The organism is Burkholderia sp. MSMB1588, assembly GCF_001546925.1.
Classification (GTDB): Bacteria; Pseudomonadota; Gammaproteobacteria; order Burkholderiales; family Burkholderiaceae; genus Burkholderia; species Burkholderia humptydooensis.
Genome location: NZ_LNJS01000001.1, coordinates 1,195,081 through 1,213,623, shown reverse-complemented (window position 1 = coordinate 1,213,623; position 18,543 = coordinate 1,195,081). Strand labels below are relative to the sequence as shown.

Here is an 18,543-nt window from a genome sequence, read left to right as displayed (position 1 = left end):
ACCGGGCCGGACCGGGCCGGGCTCGGCTCGATGCGCGCGGCCGCGCGAGCCCGTCACTGCTCGCGCAGCCACGCCGCGCCGAGCGGCCACAGCGCGCGATTGTCGTCGCGGAAATAGCCGAAGTGGCCGATCGCGTGCTGTCGGCGATCCGGCGAGATCTCGCGATGCTCGACCTGCGCGCTCGAATAGAAGCGATGCAGCGCCTGCACCGCGGCGGGCGGCGCCATCCAGTCGTCGCTGACCGTGTACGCGAGAATCCGGCCGCGGAAGCCGCGAAAGTGCTCGCGCAGCGGGCGGCCTGCGCCGTCGACCAGATAGTCCGGGTGGCGGCACCAGCGCGCCCACTCGCGCATCACGCCGGATGGCAGATCCGCGCCGCGCGCGAGGCCGGCGCGCCGCGCCGGCAGATGCGACAGCACGCCGCCCAGCACCGGCACGATGCCGAACCACAGCGGCGCGAGCATCAGCCGGCGCGGCCACGGCCAGAGCCGCCAATAGCCGCTCGGACAGCAGATCGACAGCAGCGCCGCCGCGCGGCCGTTGTTATAGGCGAGGCCGAACATCTGGCCGCCGACGCTGTGCGCGACCGCGAGCAGCCGATGCGACGGCGCGCGCGCGGCCAGGTGATCGAGCGCAGCCGGCAGATCGGCCTCGCCCCAGTCGCGCAGCGACGCGGCGTCGGCCTCGGCGGGCGGCTTGCGCGAATCGCCGACGCCGCGATAGTCGTAGGTCAGCACGGTGAAGCCGTCGCTCGCCAGGAAGCGCGCGTAGCGCTCGTAGAAGCCGCGCGGCACGCCGAGCGCGCCGTTCATCAGCACGCTGCGGCCGTTGCTCGCCGACGGCGCGCCAGGCGCATAGAAAGTCCCCGTCAGCAGCCGGCCGTCCAGTGCGGCAAACCGTGTCGTCTCGGCCGTGATCGGCGGTCGTTCGTGCATCGACATCCTCGCTATCGAGCGGCTATTGTGCAAGCGAACGCGATCGGCCGCCAGCCGCCCTCCGATTCGACGGCGCGGCGGCGAACCGGAACCGGTTGCGGCAGCCGCGCCGGTCCGACCGGCGCGGCGAAGTCAGCGACGCTGCCCAACGCGGGCATCGCGACGCACGCGACGGCGCGACACGTCCCGCGCTCACGCCGCCCACGGCCAGCGCGCAGCCAGCAATCTGCGCCCGCGCGCCGTGGCCGTCGCCCGTTATCGGCGCGCCAGGCCGTAGAGCCGCCAGAATTCCGTCGCATGCGACCGCGCGAGCTGCGGCGCGCGATAGAACACGTTGAAGTTGCCCGCCGCGCGCTCGTCGCGGGTCTGCGCGAAGCTCGCGCTGCCGAGCACGACCGCATCGTCGCGCCGCCCACGACCAGCACGCGCGCGCGTGCGCGGTGGATCAGATCGACTTCGACCTCGGTCGAGCCGGCGTCGGCCAAACGCCGAAGCTGCGCATAGCAATGCGCAGAAAGATGAGAAAACGGGAGCGAGACGAACGCGGTAGGTCATGGGGCGGCAATTGTAGCCACCTCCCGTTTCGTTGCAAACCGTTTTGCCGAGAAGCGGCGCGCGACGCGCGCTATGCGTCGAGATCGACACGGGAAAGCCACGCGCGCACGCCGTCCCACGAGCGGAAATCGGCCAGGCTGCGCGCCGGCAGCGCGGGATACGCGGCGGCCGCCATCTCCGCGAGCGCGCGGCCCGGACCGAGTTCGACGAACGCGCGCGCGCCCGCCTCGACGCAGCCCGCGACGCACGCGGCCCAGTCGAGCGGCTCGGCGATCTGGCGCGCGAGCTTGTCGACGCCCGCCGCAACGTCGAGCACCGGCGCGCCGTCGATGCCGGACACGAGCCGCGTGCCGGGCGTCGGCGCGCGCGCGATGCGCGCGCCGTCAAGCGTCGCGCGAAACCGGGGGACGGCGGCATCGAGCCAGCGCGTATGCGACGCGACACGCACGCAGACGGGCGCGACGCGCACGGCGCCGCGCGCGCGCGCGGCCGCCGCGAGCGCGTCGAGCGCCGCGTGCGGGCCGGCGAGCACGTACGCGTCGCCCGGGTTGACGATCGCGACCGCGGCGCCGTGCGCGGCGCACGATGCGTCGACGACGTCGCGCGCGAGCCCGCGCACGAACAGCATCCGCGCGTCGCCGTCGCTCGCCGCGTCCATCGCGCGTGCGCGCGCCGCGACGAGATCGAGCGCGTCGCGCGCGTCGACGAGCCCCGCGACGCTCCACGCGGCGACCTCGCCGACGCTGTAGCCCGCGACGCAGCGCCGGCGCGGCAGCAGCGCGTCGAGCCGCGCCATCGCGGCCACCGCCTGCAGCGTGCAGACGAGCTGCGCGGCGAAGTTCTCGCGCAGCGCGTCGTCGCCAGCGTCGCGCGTCCAGGCGCGCGGGTCGGCGCCGAGCAGCGTCGCCGCATGCGCGAAAAGCGGCTCGGCTTCCGGCACGTCGGCCGTCAGCTCGAACATGCCGGCGCGCTGGCCGCCCTGCCCCGAACAAAGAATCGCAATCGTCATTGCAAGCCCTCTGCGTCCAGTGCGGCGACGAACAGGCTCATCGCGAGCAGGTCCGCCGCGCCGCCCGGGCTCAGCCGGCGCGCGACGAACGCGCGATGCGCGGCGGCCGCGCGCGCGCGCCAGTCGAGCGCGCCCACGCCGCCCGTTGCGAGAAATTCGCGCGCGGTTCGTTGCGCGAAGTCGAGGCCGTCGCGACCGCCCCGATGCAGCAGATTCGTGTCGTCGAGCGCGGCGATCAGCGCAAAGCACGCGTGCACGCGCGCCGCCTCGGCATCGTCGGGCGCGAGCCGCGCACCGTCGCGCAGCGCCGGCACGCCGACCGCGTAGACGCGCGCGAAGCCGGCCGCCGCTTCCGCGCGCGCGCCGCCCGCGCCGTAGCGGCGGCCGGCGCGTTCGCCGTGACTGTCGGCGAGGCGCGGACCGCCGACGATCTCGCCGCCCCAGCGCGCGGCGACAAGCGCGCCGAGTGTCGCGCCGGCGTGTGGTGCTGGTGCGTATCGCTCGCGTTCCGGCGATGCGCGCAGGCCGGCGCCCGCGCACAGCAGGCCAAGCCCGAATATCGCGCCGCGATGCGTGTTCACGCCGCCGGTTGCCGCCAGCATCGCGCGCTCCGCGCGCAGGCCGATCTTGCGCAGCGTCGGCATGTCGGCGTCGTGCGCGCCGGCGTCGGCAAGCTCGGCGAAGAACGGCGCGAGCGCCGCCGCGCTGCGGTAGAAGGTGTCGGCCGTCATGTCGTCGTGGCTGCCCGCGTCGACGTGGCTCACGAGACCGGGCTTCGGCCACGTGTCGATCTCGAGGCGCAGGCAGCGCGTCGCTTCGGCGGCGATTGAAGTTGCTGTCGGCGCCGGCGTTGCCGGCCGATGCGGACCGAGCGCCGGATAGCCGCGACGTCCTGAGCCAGTCCACGCATCAGATCCGCCTGAAGCGTCCTGCATGGCCGGAAAGTGCCGGGAAACGTACACGTTCGATACAGCAACGGCGCTCGACGCATTCGACGCGCCCAGCAGCGTACCCTCCACGCTCGCGCCGTCAAGCGCGCGCGCCGAATCCCGACGCATCGCATCGCGCCGGGCCGCCTTCGCCGCCGCGCATGCGGCCCGCTTCATCGCCACGCCTCCAGAAACGTCTGCGGCGCGGCCAGCTCGACGCCCGTCGCCGTTTTCATCGCGACCTCGCGCTCGCCTGCGTGCAGCTCGCGCCAGTTCACGCCCGTGCCGTCCGCGCAAAGCAGCTCGCCGTCGATGCGCATCGACGCATGTGCGTCGATCTCGGCGAGCGCCGCGAGGAACGACGCGATCGCGGCGCGGCGCGACAGCGTCGAAGACAAAGGCAACGACGGCGACGAACACGAAGACGAAGACGAAGCCGGCCTCGAGGGCATCAGCAAAACGTCGAGATCCGATCCGTCGCCCAGATAGCGCAGCCCCGTCAGCGTCTGCCACGCCAGGCTGCCGAACACGCGACAATCGACGCGATGCGCGTCGGCGAGCGCGCGCAGCCGCGCAAGCGTCGGCCGCCATGCGGGCGGCGCGTCCCGATCGACGTCGGCAAGCGTCGGCAGCGCGCACACCTCGCCGATCTGCTCGCGCGCGGCCGCGAGCGCGATGCGCCGCTTCCCCGCCGACGGCGGCAGCGGCAAGCCGAGCGGCACACCCGCTTCGCACGGCGAGCGCCGCCGCACGACGAGCGGCCAGCCGCGCACCGCCCAGTCGCGCACGAACGGCTGCGCGCCGGCACCCTCGTGCGCGGCGAGCAACGCGGGCCACGCATCCGCGCGCACGCGCACGAGCGCGTGCCGCACGAGCGGCGCGTCAGCGGCCGGCGCGCGCGAGTTCATACACGCGTTGCGCGACGTCGGCCGCGACGGGCCGGCCGCCGCGCTCGGCGCCGAGCCGGTCGCGCCGGTCGGTGCGGTCGGTCGGCCGCGCGACGATCGCGGCCAGTTGTTCGGCGAGCGAGCGCGCCGGATCGAGCACCGCATCGACCGCGCCCGTCTTCGCGAAGTTCTCGAGCCCCGGCGCGAACACCGCGGTCGACCGCGCCTTCTCGCGCAGCACGTCGACGGACAGCTTCGTCACGCGCGACATCGCCTGCAGATCCATCACCTCCGGCTCCGCGCCGGGCAGCGCGACGAGCGTGCGGGTCGCGAGCGCCGTCGCGATGAACGCGCCCGCCGCCGCATGCCCGTACAGCACGCCGATCGTCGGATGACCGAGCGCGTCCGCGTGCAGCAGGCACTTCGCGAGATGCGCGAGGCACTCGTTCAGGCCGAGCAGTTCGTCTCGCTTGCTCATCCGCTGGCTGTCGCCGTCGACGAGCACGAGAATCGGCGTATCGCCGCCGCGCCGGATCGTCGCGAGCACGCGCCCGGCGAGCGCAAGCGCGCCGTCCACGCCGAGCGCCGCACCATGCGCGACGCCGATCACGTCGACCGCGCGCCCCGCGAGCGCGCCGCGCCCGGCGAGCAGGCCGCCGGCATCGGCCGCGATGTCGTGCCCCGACGGAAACAGCGAAGCCAGCACGTCATCGAGCGTCATTGCGCACCTCCGTCAGCCGGTCCGCCAGCGCCGCGAACGCGGCGGCGTCGAGCGCGGGAATCGCGTTCGCGTCGGGCGCGCCGAGCGCGCGCCACACGTCGAGCGCGTCGTCGCAGTCGCCGAAACGCGCAAGGCGCCCGGCGAGCCGCGCATGCTCCGCTTCGAGCGTCGCCGTGCCGAACCCCTCGCCCGCGCGCACGCGCGCGAGCAGCGCGATCGCCGCATCGCGAAACGCGTCGATCGTATCGTCGACGAAGCGCTCCGCGCCGCCGACGAGCCGCCGATGCTTGCCGCCCATCGTGCGCCAGACGAGCCCGCGATCGCGCGAATCGAACTCGTCGACGCCGCGCCGGCTCTCGATCACCTCCGGCCCGGACACGCCGATGCGCCCGGCCTCCGACACCGCGAGCGCCGAGCAGCACGCGGCGATGATCCCGCCGCCGCCGTAGCAGCCGGCGCGCCCGCCGACGAGCCCGACGACGGGCACGCCCGCCGCGCGCGCATCGATCACCGCGTGCACGATCTCGGACACCGCGATCTCGCCCGCGTTCGCCTCCTGCAGCCGCACGCCGCCCGTGTCGAACAGGATCAGCACGGGCGCGGCGCGCAGCTCGCGCGCCGCGCGCAGCAGGCCCACGAGCTTCGCGCCGTGCACCTCGCCGAACGCGCCGCCCATGAAGCGCCCTTCCTGCGCGGCGACGAAGACGGGCGCGCCGGCGAGCGTCGCGCGGCCGACGATCATCCCGTCGTCGAACTGCTGCGGCAAATCGAAGAGCGGCAGATGCGGGCTCACGAGCCGCGCTTGCGGGCCGGCGAACTCGTCGAACGAACCGGCGTCGACGAGCCCCGCGAGCCGCTGCCGCGCCGACGCCTCGAACCAGCTCGCGCCCGCCGGCGCGACCTTCGGATGCAGGGTCGTGGCGGCCGCGTTCATCGCGCGTCTGCCTCGATCGCGCGCACCGCCTGCGCGAGCCGCAGCGACACCATGTCGGGCCGCGCGCCGCCGTCGTTGACGGACAGCCGCAGCCCGCCCGGCGAGCGGCGCTCGACGAAATCGGCGACGACCGCCTGCCACACGTCGCCGAAGCCGACGGCGGCCGTGCGGATGTCGACTTCGCATGCGTTGCCGGGCAGCACGCGCTCGACGAGCACTTCGAGATTGCCCGACGCGACGACGCCGACGAGCGCCCACTCGGCGTCGCCCTTCGCGCGCTCGCGCGCGGTGTGGCGATAGTTCAACTGTTCCATTGCGAAACGCTCCTCACCAATTGCGGAATCGGGCGGGCGGCGCGTAGAGGCCCCCCGACCAATGCACGAGATCCTTGATCGACCGCGCGGCGAGGAGCCGCCGGTCGGCGTCGAGCGGATCGATGCCGAGATCCTCCGGGCGCCGGATCGCGCCGCGCTCGCGCAGCCGCTCGACGAGCCGGCGGTCGCGGCCGCGGCCGATCTCCGTGTAGCCGGCCACGCCGCGAATCGCGTGCTCGCGCTCGTCCGCGTCGCGGCAGAGCAGCAGGTTCGCGATCCCTTCCTCGGTGACGATGTGCGTGACGTCGTCGCCGTACACCATCACGGGCGCGAGATCGAGCGCGAGCTTGTCGGCGAGGCGCAGCGCGTCGAGCTTCTCGACGAACATCGGCGCGTTCTTCTCGCCGAACGTCTCGCCGATCTGCACGACGAGCTTGCGCCCGCGCCGCAGCGCCGCGGGCGTCGCCGGATCGGCCTCCTCGCCCGCCTTGATCCACGGCTCGCTCGGATGGCGCCGGCCGCGCGCGTCGCTGCCCATGTTCGGCGCGCCGCCGAAGCCCGCGATCCGCTCGGCCGTCACCGTCGACGAGTGGCCCGCGAGATCGATCTGCAGCGTCGAGCCGATGAACATGTCGCACGCGTAGAGGCCCGCCGTCTGGCAGAACGCTCGGTTCGAGCGCAGCGACCCGTCGCTGCCCGTGAAGAAGACGTCCGAGCGCGCGCGGATGTAATCGTCCATGCCGACTTCGGAGCCGAAGCAATGGATCTGCTCGACCCAGCCGGATTCGATCGCGGGGATGAGCGTCGGATGCGGGTTCAGCGCCCAGTGCGTGCAGACCTGCCCTTTCAGGCCGAGCCGCTCGCCGTAGGTCGGCAGCAGCAGCTCGATCGCAGCCGTGTTGAAGCCGATCCCGTGATTGAGACGCTTCACGCCGTAGCGCGCGTAGATGCCCTTGATCGCGAGCATCGCGGTGAGGATCTGCGTCTCGGTGATGCCGGCCGGATCGCGCGTGAAGAGCGGCTCGACGTAGAACGGCCGTCCCGCCTCGACGACGAAGTGCACGCGGTCGCCCGGAATGTCCACGCGCGGCACGCGATCGACGATCTTCTCGACCTGCGCGATCACGATGCCGTCCTTGAACGCGGTCGCCTCGACGACGGTCGGTGTGTCCTCGGTGTTCGGGCCGGTGTACAGGTTGCCGTCGGCGTCGGCGCTCACCGCGGCGACGAGCGCGACGTGCGGCGTCAGATCGATGAAGTAGCGCGCGAAGAGCTCGAGATACGTATGCACCGCGCCGAGCTCGATCTTGCCGCCGAACAGGAGCTTCGCGATCCGTTGCGATTGCGGGCCCGAGTACGCATAATCGAGCCGCTTCGCGATCCCGCGCTCGAACACGTCGAGATGCTCGGGCAGCACGACGCCCGATTGCACCATGTGCAGGCCGTGCACCTTCGCGCCGTCGACGGCGGCGAGCGCCGCGGCGAGCAGGTCCGCCTGCTTCTGGTTGTCGCCTTCGATGCAGACGCGCTCGCCCGGCCGCAGCACCGCTTCGAGCAGCGCGGTCGCGTCGCGCGCGGCCACCCGCTTGCGCTGCGCGAGCGGCGCGGCGGCGGCGAGGCGCGCCGCGCGCGCGTCGCGGGCGTCGTTCCATCCCGTCATAGAGTCGTCTCCTGCGAAATCCGTCCGGTAGGTTCGCGGCATTGTAAGCCGCGCCGCCGCGGCGATTGATGAAGTTGGGCGATGCGACTCAGTGGCGTGCGCGATGGATCGGCGGGGCCGCGGCGCGCACGCCGATGGCCGACCTCGCCGCGCGCGATTTCACGGGCGACTTCATAGTCGACTTCGCAGTCGACTTCGCAGTCGACTTCGCGGCCGAGACGTCACGCCCCGATCGCCGCCTTCGTCGCGAAAAACAGCAGCGACGGCCCGAGCAGGCACCCGACGCCCGTATGGAAGGTCGCGATCAGCGCGCCGTACGGCACGAGCCGCCGGTCGGTCGCGGCGAGCCCGGCGCTCACGCCGCTCACGGTGCCCGCGAGCCCGCCGAAGATCATCGCCGCGCGCGGCGTGCGCAGCCCCATGAAGTTCGCCGCGAACGGCGTGCCGACCATCACGATGATCGCCTTCACGAGGCCCGTCGCGATGCTGAGCGCGATCACGTCGGAGCTCGCGCCGATCGCCGCGCCCGTTACGGGCCCGACGATGTACGTGACGGCGCCCGCGCCGATCGTCGTCATGCTGACCGCGTCCGAATAGCCGAACGCGCGCGCGACGCTCGCGCCGACGACGAACGGCAGCACCGTGCCGAGCAGCAGCGACACGACGCCGATGAGCCCCGCCTTGCGCGCCTCCGCGGGCTGCACCTCGAACGCGGTCGCGACGATCGCGAAGTCGCGCAGCATCGCACCGCCCATCAGGCCGACGCCCGCGAAGAGCGGCACGTCGGCGATGCCTTTCTCGCCGCCCGTGCACGCGCCGCCGACGTAAGCGAGCGCGAGGCCGATCACGATCGCGATCGCCGAGCCGTGCACGCGGCCGAGCGTGAGCTTCCTCGACAGCGCCGCCGACGCGAACATGATGCAGCCGACGAGCGCGAACGACGCGACGAGTCCGTTGTGCGCGACGACCTTTCCGAGCATGTCGATCATGGCCGCCTCCCGCTCAGTTCTCTTCGGGCTGCGGCAGCGCCGCGAGCGCCGTGGCGTCGCGGCCGACGCGCGCGAGCACCGCGATGCAGACCGCGCACACGGCGACCGCGCCCAGCGCCGACAGGAGCGCGACGGGCCCGCCCTTCAGCGCGGCGACCACGTTCTGATTGGCCGCCATCGCGACGACGACCGGGATGTACATCGCGCCCCAGAACGCGATGCCGGACTCGGCCTCCTTCGGCAGCCAGCCGCGGCGATGCAGCGCGAGCCGCAGGCCGATGAGCAGCAGCATCGCGATGCCGACGCCGCCGACGTTGGTCTTCGCGCCGATCGCGGCGCCCAGCAGATCGCCGAGGAAAAGTCCGGCCAGATGGCAGAACGCGAGCAGCGCGGTTCCGTAGATGAGCATGCTTGTCTCCTGAGTCCTGATTCCTGATGACGGATCGTCGCGGCGCGAGCGCCGCGGCCCGGCGGCTCGTCGTGCGAAGCGCGTTCTCGGGCGGTAACGGCAATACATCGGCAATAGCGTGAAAACCCGACGGCCCGCCGCGCCGGCTTGCCGTAGACTGGCGGCGGCGGGGGCGTCGCCGGCGCGCGCCACGCACATCGTAGTCCCGCCGCCCTCGGCCATTTATGAAGTTGTCGAATTCGATTCAGTGGGTTTAGCAATGCGTCCGTTACCGCCTGAACTGCTGCGCAGTTTCGTCGCCGTCGCGCAGACGGGCAGCTTCACCGCCGCGTCCGAGCGCGTGAACCTGTCGCAATCGACGGTCAGCCAGCACATCCGCCGCCTCGAAGAGCTGCTCGACCGGCCGCTGTTCGAGCGAGACACCCGCAACGTGCGCCTCGCGCCCAATGGCGAGGCCCTCTTTCGCTACGCGGTGCGCATCCTCGATCTGATGGACGAGGCGGTCGCATCGGTCTGCGGGCCGCCGCTGTCGGGCAAGGTGCGGCTCGGCCTGTCGGAGGATTTCGCGCTCACGCACCTGACGGCCGCGCTCGCGAGCTTCCTGCAGCGCAACCCGGAAGTCGAGCTCGAGATCGCGACCGGCCTGTCCGGCGACCTGTTCGACGCGCTCGACGCCAGCCGGCACGATCTCGTGTTCGCGAAGCGGATCGCGGGCAGCCGGCGCGGCCGCGTGATCCGCACCGAGCCGCTCTACTGGTGCACGGGCCCCGATTCGCCGCTCACGGGGCGCGAGCGCGTGCTGCCGCTCGCGCTGCATCCGCAGCCGAGCGTGTCGCGCAAGCGCGTGCTCGAGACGCTCGACGCGATCGGCCGGCCCTACCGGATCGCGGTCGCGAGCACCAGCATCGCGGTACTGCGCGCGGCGGCGAGCGCGGGGCTCGGCATCAGCGCGTTCGCCGGCTACGTGATCCCACACGGGCTCGCGAAGCTCGAAGCCGATCTGCCGCCGCTCGGCGATCTCGAATACGTGATCGACCGGCCCGCGAACGCGTCGCGCCCGGCGCTCGCGCTCGAAGCGACGCTCGTCGCCGCGGCGCACGAGTTCTGAAGGAACGCGAAAGAAAGGCCGCGAGCAAGCCGCGAAGGCCACGTCACGCCCGCCGGCCGGTCAAGCCTGACCAAATCGCCATGAAGCGGTCATCGTCCGCTCAGGCGCGCCTGTCCAGAATGCGACTCACCGGCACGCGAAGTCGCCGCGCTTCGCGTGCCGATCCCGTCACCTTTCTGGAGCTCTCGATGAATACGCTTCGCTTTCTCGCCGCGGCAGCAGCCGTCGCGGCAGCCGCGCTGACCGCCACGGCGGCGCTCGCGTCGACGCCCGACGCGCCGCAAGGCAAGACCCGCGCGCAGGTGCGCGCCGAGCTGATCCAGGCGTACCGCGACGGCGTGATCCCGACGTCGGACGGCGACTATCCGCCGAGCCAGGCGACGATCGATGCGAACCGCGCGCGCCTCGCGGCGACCCATCCCGCATGGGCGCGCGAGCAGCAACAGTAGCCGCGCCGGCGGCGCGCGGCTGCCGGCGGGGCGGGCGACGCTTACGGCAGGAAGCTGCTGCGCCTCGCGTCGATCAGCTCGACGAGCAGACGGTCGCGCTCCGCGCCTAGTGCGCGCATCGAATGCGCGCCCTGGATCTCGCGCAGCGCGTCGATCAACTGGCGATCGACGTCGGGCGAGAACGACGGCGCGCCGAGATCGCTCCACCAGCTCGCCATCGGGCCCGACAGGTGATCGAGAAAATGCGCGATGCCGCCCTCGCCGCCGCCGAGATGGTAGATGAGGCTCTGCCCCATCAGCCCCCAGCGCAGGCCCGGCCCCCACGACACCGCCTTGTCCGCGTCCTCGACGCTCACGACGCCTTCGCCGACCAGGTGATACACCTCGCGAAAGAGCGCGGCCGCGAGCCGGTTCGCGACGTGGCCCGCCATCTCCTTGTTGAGCACGATCGTCACCTTGCCGAGACCGTCGTAGAAGCGCTTCGCCTGCGCGATCGCGCCGGCGGACGTCGCCGCGCCGCCGACCAGCTCGACGAGCGGAATCAGATGCGGCGGATTGAACGGATGCGCGATCAGGCAACGCTCGGGATGCGCGCCGCATGCGCTCTGGATGTCCGACATCCTGAGCCCGGACGAGCTCGATGCGACGAGCACGTGCGCGGGCAGCCGCGCGTCGATCCGGCGATACAGGTCGCGCTTGAAGTCGAGGCGCTCGGGGCCGTTCTCCTGCACGAAATCGGCGCCGTCGAGCGCCGCGTCGAGCGTCGGCTCGAACGCGACGCGCGGCGCGAACGTTCCGGCGCGCTCGCCGAGAAAATTCGCGAGCGCGGCGTCGAGCCGCTCGCGCGCGTCGGGCGCCGGATCAGTCACGGCGACGTCGAAGCCCTTCGACAGATAGAACGCGGTCCAGCTCGCGCCGATCACGCCGGCGCCGACGACGGCGATCCGTTGAATCTTCATGGGCAGGTCTCCTGGATGGGCGAATGTGCGGACGATTGTCGCATCGAACGACGACGGCTGCGCGACGCGCCGCGCCGGCTCGGATGCCGCCGAATGCGCGAGGCCGCCCGCGCGCATTCGGCCGCTCCAGCACATTCGTCGGGCGCAAAAAAACCGCATGAGCGCCGAAGCGTCATGCGGTTGTTTCGATTCGCGCGGTTCGGCGGTGCGCCCAATCAGCACTCGATCGACGCGCGCGCGTCGTCGCTCAGCCGCCGAGCCTTGCTTCGATCTTCGCCTTCGTTTCGGCTAGCGCGCCCGGCAGCCGCGCGCCCAGCTTGTCGAACAGCTCCGCGTGCAGCGCGAGCTCGGCGCGCCATTCGTCAGGATTCATCGACGTGACCTGCGCGTACTGCGCGGGCGAGAACGCGAGCCCCGTCCAATGCAGATCCTCGTAGCGTGGCGTCACGCCGAACGCATGCTCGACGCCCTCGCCGCGGCCGTCGATCCGGTCGAGCATCCACTTCAGCACGCGCATGTTCTCGCCGAAGCCCGGCCACGCGAAGCGGCCGTCCGCGTCCTTGCGGAACCAGTTCACGCAGTAGATCTTCGGCAGCGTCGCGCCCGATGCCGCGAGCTTCTCGCCGAGCGCGAGCCAGTGCGCGAAGTAGTCGCTCATGTTGTAGCCGCAGAACGGCAGCATCGCGAACGGATCGCGCCGCACGACGCCCTGCTGCCCCGCCGCCGCCGCCGTCGTCTCCGAGCCCATCGTCGCCGCCATGTACACGCCTTCGCGCCAGTCGCGCGCCTCGGTGACGAGCGGCACCGTCGTCGAGCGGCGGCCGCCGAAGATGAACGCGTCGATCGGCACGCCGGCCGGGTCCTCCCAGTCGTCGTCGATCGACGGGCACTGCGACGCGGGCGCCGTGAAGCGCGAGTTCGGATGCGCGGCCTTGCGGCCCGTCTCGCGGCCGATCTCGGGCGTCCATGCATTGCCCTGCCAGTCGGTGAGCCGCGCGGGCGGCGTATCGGTGAGCCCTTCCCACCAGACGTCGCCGTCTTCCGTCAGCGCGACGTTCGTGAAGATCACGTTCTCCTTCAGCGTCGCGAGCGCGTTCGGATTCGTCTTCTCGCCCGTGCCCGGCGCAACGCCGAAGTAGCCCGCCTCCGGGTTGATCGCGTACAGGCGCCCATCCTTGCCGGGCTTGAGCCACGCGATGTCGTCGCCGATCGTCGTCACGCGCCAGCCTTCGAAGCCCTTCGGCGGAATCAGCATCGCGAAGTTGGTCTTGCCGCACGCGGACGGGAACGCCGCGGCGATGTGGTACTTGCGGCCTTGCGGCGACGTCACGCCGAGAATCAGCATGTGCTCGGCGAGCCAGCCCTCGTCGCGCCCCATCGTCGACGCGATCCGCAGCGCGAAGCACTTCTTGCCGAGGAGCGCGTTGCCGCCGTAGCCCGAGCCGAAGCTCCAGATCTCGCGCGACTCGGGGAAATGCACGATGTACTTGGTCGGACTGCACGGCCACGGAACGTCCTGCTCGCCCGCCGCGAGCGGCCGCCCGACGCTGTGCACGCACGGCACGTACTCGCCGTGCTCGCCGAGCGCGTCGAGCACGGCGCGCCCCATGCGCGTCATGATCCGCATGTTGGCGACGACGTACGGGCTATCCGACAGCTCGACGCCGATGTGCGCGATCGGCGAGCCGAGCGGCCCCATCGAGAACGGCACGACGTACAGCGTGCGGCCGCGCATCGCGCCGCGAAAGAGGCCGTTCAGCGTCGCGCGCATTTCGGCGGGCGCGATCCAGTGATTGGTCGGGCCCGCGTCGTCGCGATGCTCGCTGCAGATGAACGTGCGGTCTTCCACGCGCGCGACGTCCGACGGATCGGACAGCGCGAGAAACGAGTTCGGCCGCTTCGCCGGATTGAGGCGCACCATCGTGCGCCGTTCGACCATCTCGTCGCAGAGGCGGTCGTACTCCTCTTGCGAACCGTCGCACCAGACGACGCGATCCGGCTCGGTCAGCTCCGCGATACGCGCGACCCAGTCGATCAGGCCGCGGTGCTTCACGTATTCGGGAACGTCGATCGGAACGGTGCGCGTCGCCGCGACCACGTTGCTTCGGGTCATGAGAGTGTCTCCGTGTTGTAGAACCAGAATTCCGTGCGTGCGCGGCGCGACGGCGCGCGCGGCGACGCGCGCAGCGGCGCTATGCGATGGCTGGGGGCGACGCATGCGCGTGTCGCGCATCGTGATCGTCGCATTCCACGTTCCGACTCCGACAATGGCGGAGCGTTCGTTTTTTTAGGGTTGGGAACGACTGAATCGCCGAGCTTGCTCATGCACCTGCCATACGATCAAGGTGAAAGCCAGCATACCATCGCGGCGCGCCCGGCGGCGTTGCGCCGCAACAAGGCGCGGCCCGCGCACGCGCGGCGCGGCTGCGTCGCGACGAACGCGCGCCGGGCCGCCCGCCGAACGCAATTGGAGCAATCCAGCATGCGGACGATAGGCGCCGACGCGGGTTTTCACCGACGGCCGCGCGCGGGCGGCGAGCGCCTGCTGCGCGCGCTGTCCGACGCCCGATTGTCGAACGCCTCTTGAAATCGCCTTCGCCGCGCCTATCTTCGAAACGCCGACGCAGCCGCCCCCGCGCGCTGCTCGCTTCGACCGATTTGTCGCGGTCCGGCAAACGAACCGGTACGTATGCACATACCGCCGATGCGTTCGCAGGGCCTCGTTCCAGGAGGACACGACCATGAGCGATCTCTATTTCGGCGCCGATCTCTTCAGCGAATTCGATCGTCTGCATCGGCAGATGACGAACCTGCTCGGCGGCTTCCCTTCCAGCATTCGAGCGAGCCGTCTCGGCGGATTCCCGCCACTGAACATCGGCACGACCGAGGATTCGATCGAGATCGTCGTGTTCGCGCCCGGCATGCGCGCGGCCGATTTCGACGTGTCGATCGACAAGGGGCTGCTCGCGATCAGCGGCGAGCGCAAGGCCGCGCAACGCGCGGAAGGCGACGTGCGCGCCTATGCGCAGGAGCGCTACAGCGGCGCATTCCGGCGCGTCGTCGAACTGCCGCAGAACGCCGATCCCGACAAGATCCGCGCGCGCTACGAGAACGGCTGCCTGCTGATCAGCGTCGGCAAGCGCGAAGCGTCGAAGCCGCGTGCGATCACCGTGCAATGAGCCCCGTCAGTCCCGAATCAAGGAGTCGATCGTGAACACCAGCCATCCAGCCGCAGCACGTCAATCCACCGCGCCGGCCCGCCGCGACGCGAGCGATGCGCCGCGCGCGCTCACGGTCACGCCGGCCGTCGACGTGTACGAAGACAAGCACGGCGTGACGCTATGGGCCGATCTTCCCGGCGTGCCGAAGGAGCGCCTCGAAGTGAAGGTCCACGACGGCCATCTGTCGATCGACGCGCACGCGGCGCTGCCGATGCCGGCGGGCCTGCGCGCGCAGCACGTCGAGGTGCGCGAACCGCATTTCACGCGCACGTTCCAGTTGAGCCCGGACTTCGACACGTCGAAAATCGAGGCGAATCTTCAGGATGGCGTATTGAAGCTGACGATTCCGCGGCGCGACGAAGCGCGCCCGCGGCGCATCGAAGTGATGTGATGCGACGTGAAGCGGCTGCCGCATCGGGCGCACCGTATACAGATTGCCGAAGCGCGCGGAAAACATGCCGTAGCCGAATCGCTTGCGCTCGTCGGCCTGCAGATGCGCGCCGGCTTCCGGCACGAAGTAATTGAAGCCGATGCCGGACAGCCGCCGCGAGATGCGCTGCGCGAAGCAACTGCCCGCGGTGCTCACCCTTTGCTGCGCGCTGATCCTGAATTTCGGCTCGACGACCGGATCGAACGCGTGCATGTCGACATTGGCGACCGCCTTGCGCCAGAACTGGTGAGGCGGCAGATGCTCTGCGCGATCGTGCAGCCGAGATCCAATTAAAAATATACCGATTCGGATTTCGAATCATTCCCATCCGTCAATTCGCCGGTGAATTCGATGTTTTTTTGGGCAGGCATGCAATGCCGGCAGCAACCATCCCGATAAAAGCCAGACGAATATGCTCGTGCCGGCCCGTCGGTTTCCATGCGCGACGTCAATCCGGCTTGCCGATGCAACCATGCGAATGCATTTCGCAAGAATGCAAAATTTCCGCTGCTTCAGCGTAGAATGCCGCAACCAATTTCGGTCCTACCCGGGAGAAAAATGGACATCCGCAATCGGGATATTGCGTCGTTCAACAAAATCAATATTGGTTGCGGGCATGACAAGCGGCCGGACTTTCTGAATGTCGATACGGACCCCGCCTGCCAGCCCGACATCCTGATTTCCGACAATGACTACGGCGGACTGCCGCGGCGGCATTTCGCCGCGGCGCTCGCGAAAGACGTGCTCGAGCACATCCCGCGCGGAGATACGGCGAACGTGGTGCTCGAATGGGCGGACCTGCTGTCGCCGGGCGGCACGCTCGAGCTGCGCACATCCAGCCTCCTCGGTATCGCCCGGCTGATGGAGCAGCATCCGAATTACGCCGACCAGGCGAACTACGCCGCCGGACTGTTCGGCAATCAGACTCATGCCGGCGAATTCCATTGCACGGCGTTTACCGAAGCGACGCTGAAGACCCAACTGATCGCGGCCGGCTTCGAGATCGCGAGCTTCGAGCTCGTCGACCATTGGCGCTTCGCGGTGCGCGCGATCAAGCAGACGGACTGGACGAAGCTGGCCGCCGCCGCGGCCGGAGAATCCAATCGCGCGTTCGTCGATATCGCGTATCGCGAGATCCTGTTTCGCGAGCCCGAAGCGTTCTTCCTCGAAATCGATCTCGCCGCGCTCGACGGCGGCACTTACTCGCGGCGCGATTTCGTCAAGAAGCTCCACGGGTGCGAGGAGCGCCGTCTGCGCGTCGCGATGAAGCACGGGTTGTAACCGCGCCGCTTGCGCGCGCACCGCCGCGACTTTTCTTTTGCCACCTCGCATTGGACAATGTGCGGCCAAGCTTCGCGCGCGCGAACGCTCGGGCTACTACGTCGTGCACGGCGCGCAGGCGAGCGCCCGCGCGAACGACGCGATCCGCACCGTCGGCGAGCTCGTCGCGCAGCCGTCCGTGCGCAAGCGGCGCTGACGGGCCGCGGGCCGCTCAGCGCGTCACGGTGGCCGAGATCTTCGCGATCGCGAACAGGAACCCGCCGAAGCACGCGGCGAGCAGGATCGCCATCACCGGCACCCACGGCAGCTTCACCGACGCGAGATCGGCCTGATGCTCGGCCCCCTTGCTCACGCCGAAGAGACTTCACAACACCATGCGCATCATTCTCGTCAGCCCCATCGCCATTCTCCGCCATCGCGGCCCGCGGAAGGATCGGACCGCATCTCGTGCGCACCACGTTAGCGTCGCGCGACGAGCGATGAAAGCAGCAGTTCCGGACTGTTCTCGCGCAGCAGACGGGTTCGCGGCTTCGCGCTCACCGGGCTCGAGCATGACAAAACGCCTTCGACATCCGCTGTCCATCAGACAATTCAAGTTGTAATATTCTGAAATTCCGGAAGCTCGCATGCTGCGTTCGCTCCGGATATCGAAAATCCAGCGGCCATGAGCCGCGAGGGGGAGCGTCGATGATCGATGGTTTCTATCGGATGTCGAACCAGACGGAATCCCGTCAGCTTTATCCCGTTCAGGAATACATCGATCAGCAAAACATGCCGCCGAAGGAGGGACTGCGCGGCATCTGTCCCGTCTGCGGCTCCGAGGCCAGCTTCACGAAATTCACGGAAAACCTGCGCGAGTCGGGGACGTGCTCGCATTGCGGCTCGTCGAGCCGTCAACGGCAGATGGCGCTGATGCTCCGGCGGCGCTTTCATGTCGGGCCGATCGGTCCCATCGAATTCCCGCGCGGATTTTGTGTGTACAACGCGGAATCGAACGGCCCGTTGCACAAGCGGCTGTCGAAATTGCCGGGGTACGTCTGCTCCGAGTATTTCGGGGATCGCTATCGCAGCGGCGAGATCGTCAAGGGCGTCCGGCACGAAGACCTCCAGAAGCTCTCCTTTCGTGACGCGTCGGTGGACGTCGTCCTGTCGAGCGACGTGCTCGAGCATATGCCCGCGCCCTACGACGCGCACCGCGACATCTTCCGCGTGCTGAAGCCAGGCGGCCGCCACATCTTCACCGTTCCCTTCAATCCGTCGAGATACGAAGACGACGTGCGCGCCCGGCTCGTCGACGGCGAGATCGAATATCTGGCCGAAAAGCAGTTCCACGGCGACCCGGTTCGTCCCGGCGAGGGCATTCTGGTCTGGACCATCTTCGGCGTCGACATGCTGCACAAGCTCGAGCAAATCGGCTATGTCGCGCGAGCGTGGAATCTCTACGAACCGGAACACGGCATCGTCGGCAATTGCAATACGATTTTCGAAGCGTACAAGCCGGATGCCGGCAAGGGCTTTCAGGCGCTTCACGGCATCCGCGATCTCTATCGTTCGCTGACGTCGAAGCGCTGAGCCGCCTCCTGGACGCTCGCGATATTTCGCCGAATCAAGCTTGCGGGGCGCATTCATGCTGCCGCGCACCAGGAAAATCTATAATAACGGGCTTGCCATGCCACATCGCGTCGGCCGACGCCGCATGCGGCAGGCCGCACCGATCACCCCGCGCCGGTTCGCCCGCGCCACCGCGCCGATC

General features: G+C 70.0%; 22 protein-coding genes and 2 pseudogenes. 8 read left to right on the top strand and 16 right to left on the bottom strand.

The window, feature by feature from the left end; all coding sequences use genetic code 11:
* Nucleotides 1-53: 53 nt before the first annotated feature.
* From WS92_RS17270 to madL, 12 genes and pseudogenes are all read right to left on the bottom strand, one after another.
* Nucleotides 54-935 (bottom strand): alpha/beta hydrolase family protein, encoded by an 882-nt coding sequence (locus WS92_RS17270; RefSeq protein WP_015601011.1) that lies wholly within the window; start codon nt 933-935, stop codon nt 54-56.
* A gap of 11 nt (nt 936-946) precedes the next feature.
* A complete protein-coding gene (locus WS92_RS36640) occupies nt 947-1,234 on the bottom strand; it encodes a hypothetical protein (protein WP_082743526.1) in 288 nt (95 codons plus the stop codon).
* Nucleotides 1,191-1,490 (bottom strand): annotated as a pseudogene (locus WS92_RS32505) (hypothetical protein). The gene WS92_RS36640 and the pseudogene WS92_RS32505 overlap by 44 nt, the downstream one beginning before the upstream one ends.
* A gap of 70 nt (nt 1,491-1,560) precedes the next feature.
* Entirely contained in the window at nt 1,561-2,499 is a 939-nt protein-coding gene (gene mdcH, locus WS92_RS17265) for a malonate decarboxylase subunit epsilon (RefSeq protein WP_059929565.1), read from the bottom strand.
* Nucleotides 2,496-3,605 carry a triphosphoribosyl-dephospho-CoA synthase MdcB gene (mdcB, locus tag WS92_RS17260; RefSeq protein WP_162486748.1) on the bottom strand — a complete coding sequence of 370 codons (1,110 nt, stop codon included), beginning with the start codon at nt 3,603-3,605 and terminating at the stop codon, nt 2,496-2,498. Before mdcB ends, mdcH begins: the two co-directional genes overlap by 4 nt.
* Complete coding sequence (gene mdcG / locus WS92_RS17255) at nt 3,602-4,336, bottom strand: malonate decarboxylase holo-[acyl-carrier-protein] synthase (protein WP_059929567.1); 735 nt, start codon at nt 4,334-4,336, stop codon at nt 3,602-3,604. The genes mdcB and mdcG overlap by 4 nt, the downstream gene beginning before the upstream one ends.
* Complete coding sequence (mdcE, locus tag WS92_RS17250; protein WP_015600737.1) at nt 4,311-5,036, bottom strand: biotin-independent malonate decarboxylase subunit gamma; 726 nt, start codon at nt 5,034-5,036, stop codon at nt 4,311-4,313. Before mdcE ends, mdcG begins: the two co-directional genes overlap by 26 nt.
* Nucleotides 5,023-5,970 carry a biotin-independent malonate decarboxylase subunit beta gene (locus WS92_RS17245; RefSeq protein WP_059929569.1) on the bottom strand — a complete coding sequence of 316 codons (948 nt, stop codon included), beginning with the start codon at nt 5,968-5,970 and terminating at the stop codon, nt 5,023-5,025. The genes mdcE and WS92_RS17245 overlap by 14 nt, the downstream gene beginning before the upstream one ends.
* On the bottom strand, nt 5,967-6,284 hold the full coding sequence (gene mdcC, locus WS92_RS17240; RefSeq protein WP_006026324.1) for a malonate decarboxylase acyl carrier protein: 318 nt from the start codon (nt 6,282-6,284) through the stop codon (nt 5,967-5,969). The genes WS92_RS17245 and mdcC overlap by 4 nt, the downstream gene beginning before the upstream one ends.
* A 13-nt stretch (nt 6,285-6,297) precedes the next feature.
* On the bottom strand, nt 6,298-7,944 hold the full coding sequence (gene mdcA / locus WS92_RS17235; protein ID WP_006026323.1) for a malonate decarboxylase subunit alpha: 1,647 nt from the start codon (nt 7,942-7,944) through the stop codon (nt 6,298-6,300).
* 221 nt (nt 7,945-8,165) lie between these two features.
* Nucleotides 8,166-8,933 carry a malonate transporter subunit MadM gene (madM, locus tag WS92_RS17230; RefSeq protein WP_006026322.1) on the bottom strand — a complete coding sequence of 256 codons (768 nt, stop codon included), beginning with the start codon at nt 8,931-8,933 and terminating at the stop codon, nt 8,166-8,168.
* A 13-nt stretch (nt 8,934-8,946) separates the two neighbouring features.
* A complete protein-coding gene (gene madL, locus WS92_RS17225) occupies nt 8,947-9,342 on the bottom strand; it encodes a malonate transporter subunit MadL (RefSeq protein ID WP_059929571.1) in 396 nt (131 codons plus the stop codon).
* 247 nt (nt 9,343-9,589) lie between these two features.
* Between madL and WS92_RS17220 the strand changes: the two genes are divergently transcribed.
* Together WS92_RS17220 and WS92_RS17215 are read left to right on the top strand one after the other, a co-directional pair.
* On the top strand, nt 9,590-10,450 hold the full coding sequence (locus WS92_RS17220) for a LysR family transcriptional regulator (protein ID WP_171845225.1): 861 nt from the start codon (nt 9,590-9,592) through the stop codon (nt 10,448-10,450).
* A 188-nt stretch (nt 10,451-10,638) separates the two neighbouring features.
* Nucleotides 10,639-10,899 (top strand): DUF4148 domain-containing protein, encoded by a 261-nt coding sequence (locus WS92_RS17215; RefSeq protein WP_009911898.1) that lies wholly within the window; start codon nt 10,639-10,641, stop codon nt 10,897-10,899.
* Nucleotides 10,900-10,940: 41 nt separating this feature from the next.
* Here WS92_RS17215 and WS92_RS17210 read toward each other — a convergent pair whose 3' ends face one another.
* Nucleotides 10,941-11,858: a 3-hydroxyacyl-CoA dehydrogenase NAD-binding domain-containing protein gene (locus WS92_RS17210; RefSeq protein WP_059929632.1), complete on the bottom strand. Its 918-nt coding sequence runs from the start codon at nt 11,856-11,858 to the stop codon at nt 10,941-10,943.
* A 247-nt stretch (nt 11,859-12,105) separates the two neighbouring features.
* Nucleotides 12,106-13,971, bottom strand: coding sequence for a phosphoenolpyruvate carboxykinase (GTP) (locus WS92_RS17205; RefSeq protein ID WP_059929574.1), 1,866 nt, complete (start codon nt 13,969-13,971; stop codon nt 12,106-12,108).
* Between the two features lie 33 nt (nt 13,972-14,004).
* Between WS92_RS17205 and WS92_RS36635 the strand changes: the two genes are divergently transcribed.
* From WS92_RS36635 to WS92_RS17190, 3 genes are all read left to right on the top strand, one after another.
* Complete coding sequence (locus WS92_RS36635; RefSeq protein ID WP_242425359.1) at nt 14,005-14,445, top strand: hypothetical protein; 441 nt, start codon at nt 14,005-14,007, stop codon at nt 14,443-14,445.
* Between the two features lie 154 nt (nt 14,446-14,599).
* A complete protein-coding gene (locus WS92_RS17195) occupies nt 14,600-15,037 on the top strand; it encodes an Hsp20/alpha crystallin family protein (protein WP_015602170.1) in 438 nt (145 codons plus the stop codon).
* A 31-nt stretch (nt 15,038-15,068) separates the two neighbouring features.
* A complete protein-coding gene (locus WS92_RS17190) occupies nt 15,069-15,470 on the top strand; it encodes an Hsp20/alpha crystallin family protein (RefSeq protein WP_015601859.1) in 402 nt (133 codons plus the stop codon).
* 12 nt (nt 15,471-15,482) lie between these two features.
* Here WS92_RS17190 and WS92_RS32490 read toward each other — a convergent pair.
* Nucleotides 15,483-15,722 (bottom strand): annotated as a pseudogene (locus WS92_RS32490) (GSCFA domain-containing protein); the annotation flags it as partial.
* Nucleotides 15,723-15,947: 225 nt separating this feature from the next.
* Between WS92_RS32490 and WS92_RS17185 the strand changes: the two are divergent.
* Both WS92_RS17185 and WS92_RS36630 read left to right on the top strand, forming a co-directional pair.
* Nucleotides 15,948-16,790 (top strand): class I SAM-dependent methyltransferase, encoded by an 843-nt coding sequence (locus tag WS92_RS17185; RefSeq protein WP_242425358.1) that lies wholly within the window; start codon nt 15,948-15,950, stop codon nt 16,788-16,790.
* 37 nt (nt 16,791-16,827) lie between these two features.
* Nucleotides 16,828-16,986 (top strand): hypothetical protein, encoded by a 159-nt coding sequence (locus WS92_RS36630; protein WP_006026310.1) that lies wholly within the window; start codon nt 16,828-16,830, stop codon nt 16,984-16,986.
* A 15-nt stretch (nt 16,987-17,001) separates the two neighbouring features.
* Here the strand turns inward: WS92_RS36630 and WS92_RS17175 are convergent, their stop codons facing one another.
* Complete coding sequence (locus WS92_RS17175) at nt 17,002-17,142, bottom strand: DUF2970 domain-containing protein (protein ID WP_231755882.1); 141 nt, start codon at nt 17,140-17,142, stop codon at nt 17,002-17,004.
* A gap of 335 nt (nt 17,143-17,477) precedes the next feature.
* On the opposite strand from WS92_RS17175, the gene WS92_RS17170 reads away from it, so the two are divergent.
* Nucleotides 17,478-18,362, top strand: a complete 885-nt coding sequence (locus WS92_RS17170; RefSeq protein ID WP_006026309.1) for a class I SAM-dependent methyltransferase — start codon at nt 17,478-17,480, stop codon at nt 18,360-18,362.
* Nucleotides 18,363-18,543 lie beyond the last annotated feature (181 nt).

Coding starts and splice junctions, on each gene's coding strand:
- WS92_RS17270 (WP_015601011.1), bottom strand. CDS start 935: ATGCACGAACGACCGCCGATCACGGCCGAGACGACACGGTTTGCCGCA.
- WS92_RS36640 (WP_082743526.1), bottom strand. CDS start 1,234: ATGCGACGGAATTCTGGCGGCTCTACGGCCTGGCGCGCCGATAACGGG.
- mdcH (WP_059929565.1), bottom strand. CDS start 2,499: ATGACGATTGCGATTCTTTGTTCGGGGCAGGGCGGCCAGCGCGCCGGC.
- mdcB (WP_162486748.1), bottom strand. CDS start 3,605: ATGAAGCGGGCCGCATGCGCGGCGGCGAAGGCGGCCCGGCGCGATGCG.
- mdcG (WP_059929567.1), bottom strand. CDS start 4,336: ATGAACTCGCGCGCGCCGGCCGCTGACGCGCCGCTCGTGCGGCACGCG.
- mdcE (WP_015600737.1), bottom strand. CDS start 5,036: ATGACGCTCGATGACGTGCTGGCTTCGCTGTTTCCGTCGGGGCACGAC.
- WS92_RS17245 (WP_059929569.1), bottom strand. CDS start 5,970: ATGAACGCGGCCGCCACGACCCTGCATCCGAAGGTCGCGCCGGCGGGC.
- mdcC (WP_006026324.1), bottom strand. CDS start 6,284: ATGGAACAGTTGAACTATCGCCACACCGCGCGCGAGCGCGCGAAGGGC.
- mdcA (WP_006026323.1), bottom strand. CDS start 7,944: ATGACGGGATGGAACGACGCCCGCGACGCGCGCGCGGCGCGCCTCGCC.
- madM (WP_006026322.1), bottom strand. CDS start 8,933: ATGATCGACATGCTCGGAAAGGTCGTCGCGCACAACGGACTCGTCGCG.
- madL (WP_059929571.1), bottom strand. CDS start 9,342: ATGCTCATCTACGGAACCGCGCTGCTCGCGTTCTGCCATCTGGCCGGA.
- WS92_RS17215 (WP_009911898.1), top strand. CDS start 10,639: ATGAATACGCTTCGCTTTCTCGCCGCGGCAGCAGCCGTCGCGGCAGCC.
- WS92_RS17210 (WP_059929632.1), bottom strand. CDS start 11,858: ATGAAGATTCAACGGATCGCCGTCGTCGGCGCCGGCGTGATCGGCGCG.
- WS92_RS17205 (WP_059929574.1), bottom strand. CDS start 13,971: ATGACCCGAAGCAACGTGGTCGCGGCGACGCGCACCGTTCCGATCGAC.
- WS92_RS17195 (WP_015602170.1), top strand. CDS start 14,600: ATGAGCGATCTCTATTTCGGCGCCGATCTCTTCAGCGAATTCGATCGT.
- WS92_RS17185 (WP_242425358.1), top strand. CDS start 15,948: ATGCGCGACGTCAATCCGGCTTGCCGATGCAACCATGCGAATGCATTT.
- WS92_RS17170 (WP_006026309.1), top strand. CDS start 17,478: ATGATCGATGGTTTCTATCGGATGTCGAACCAGACGGAATCCCGTCAG.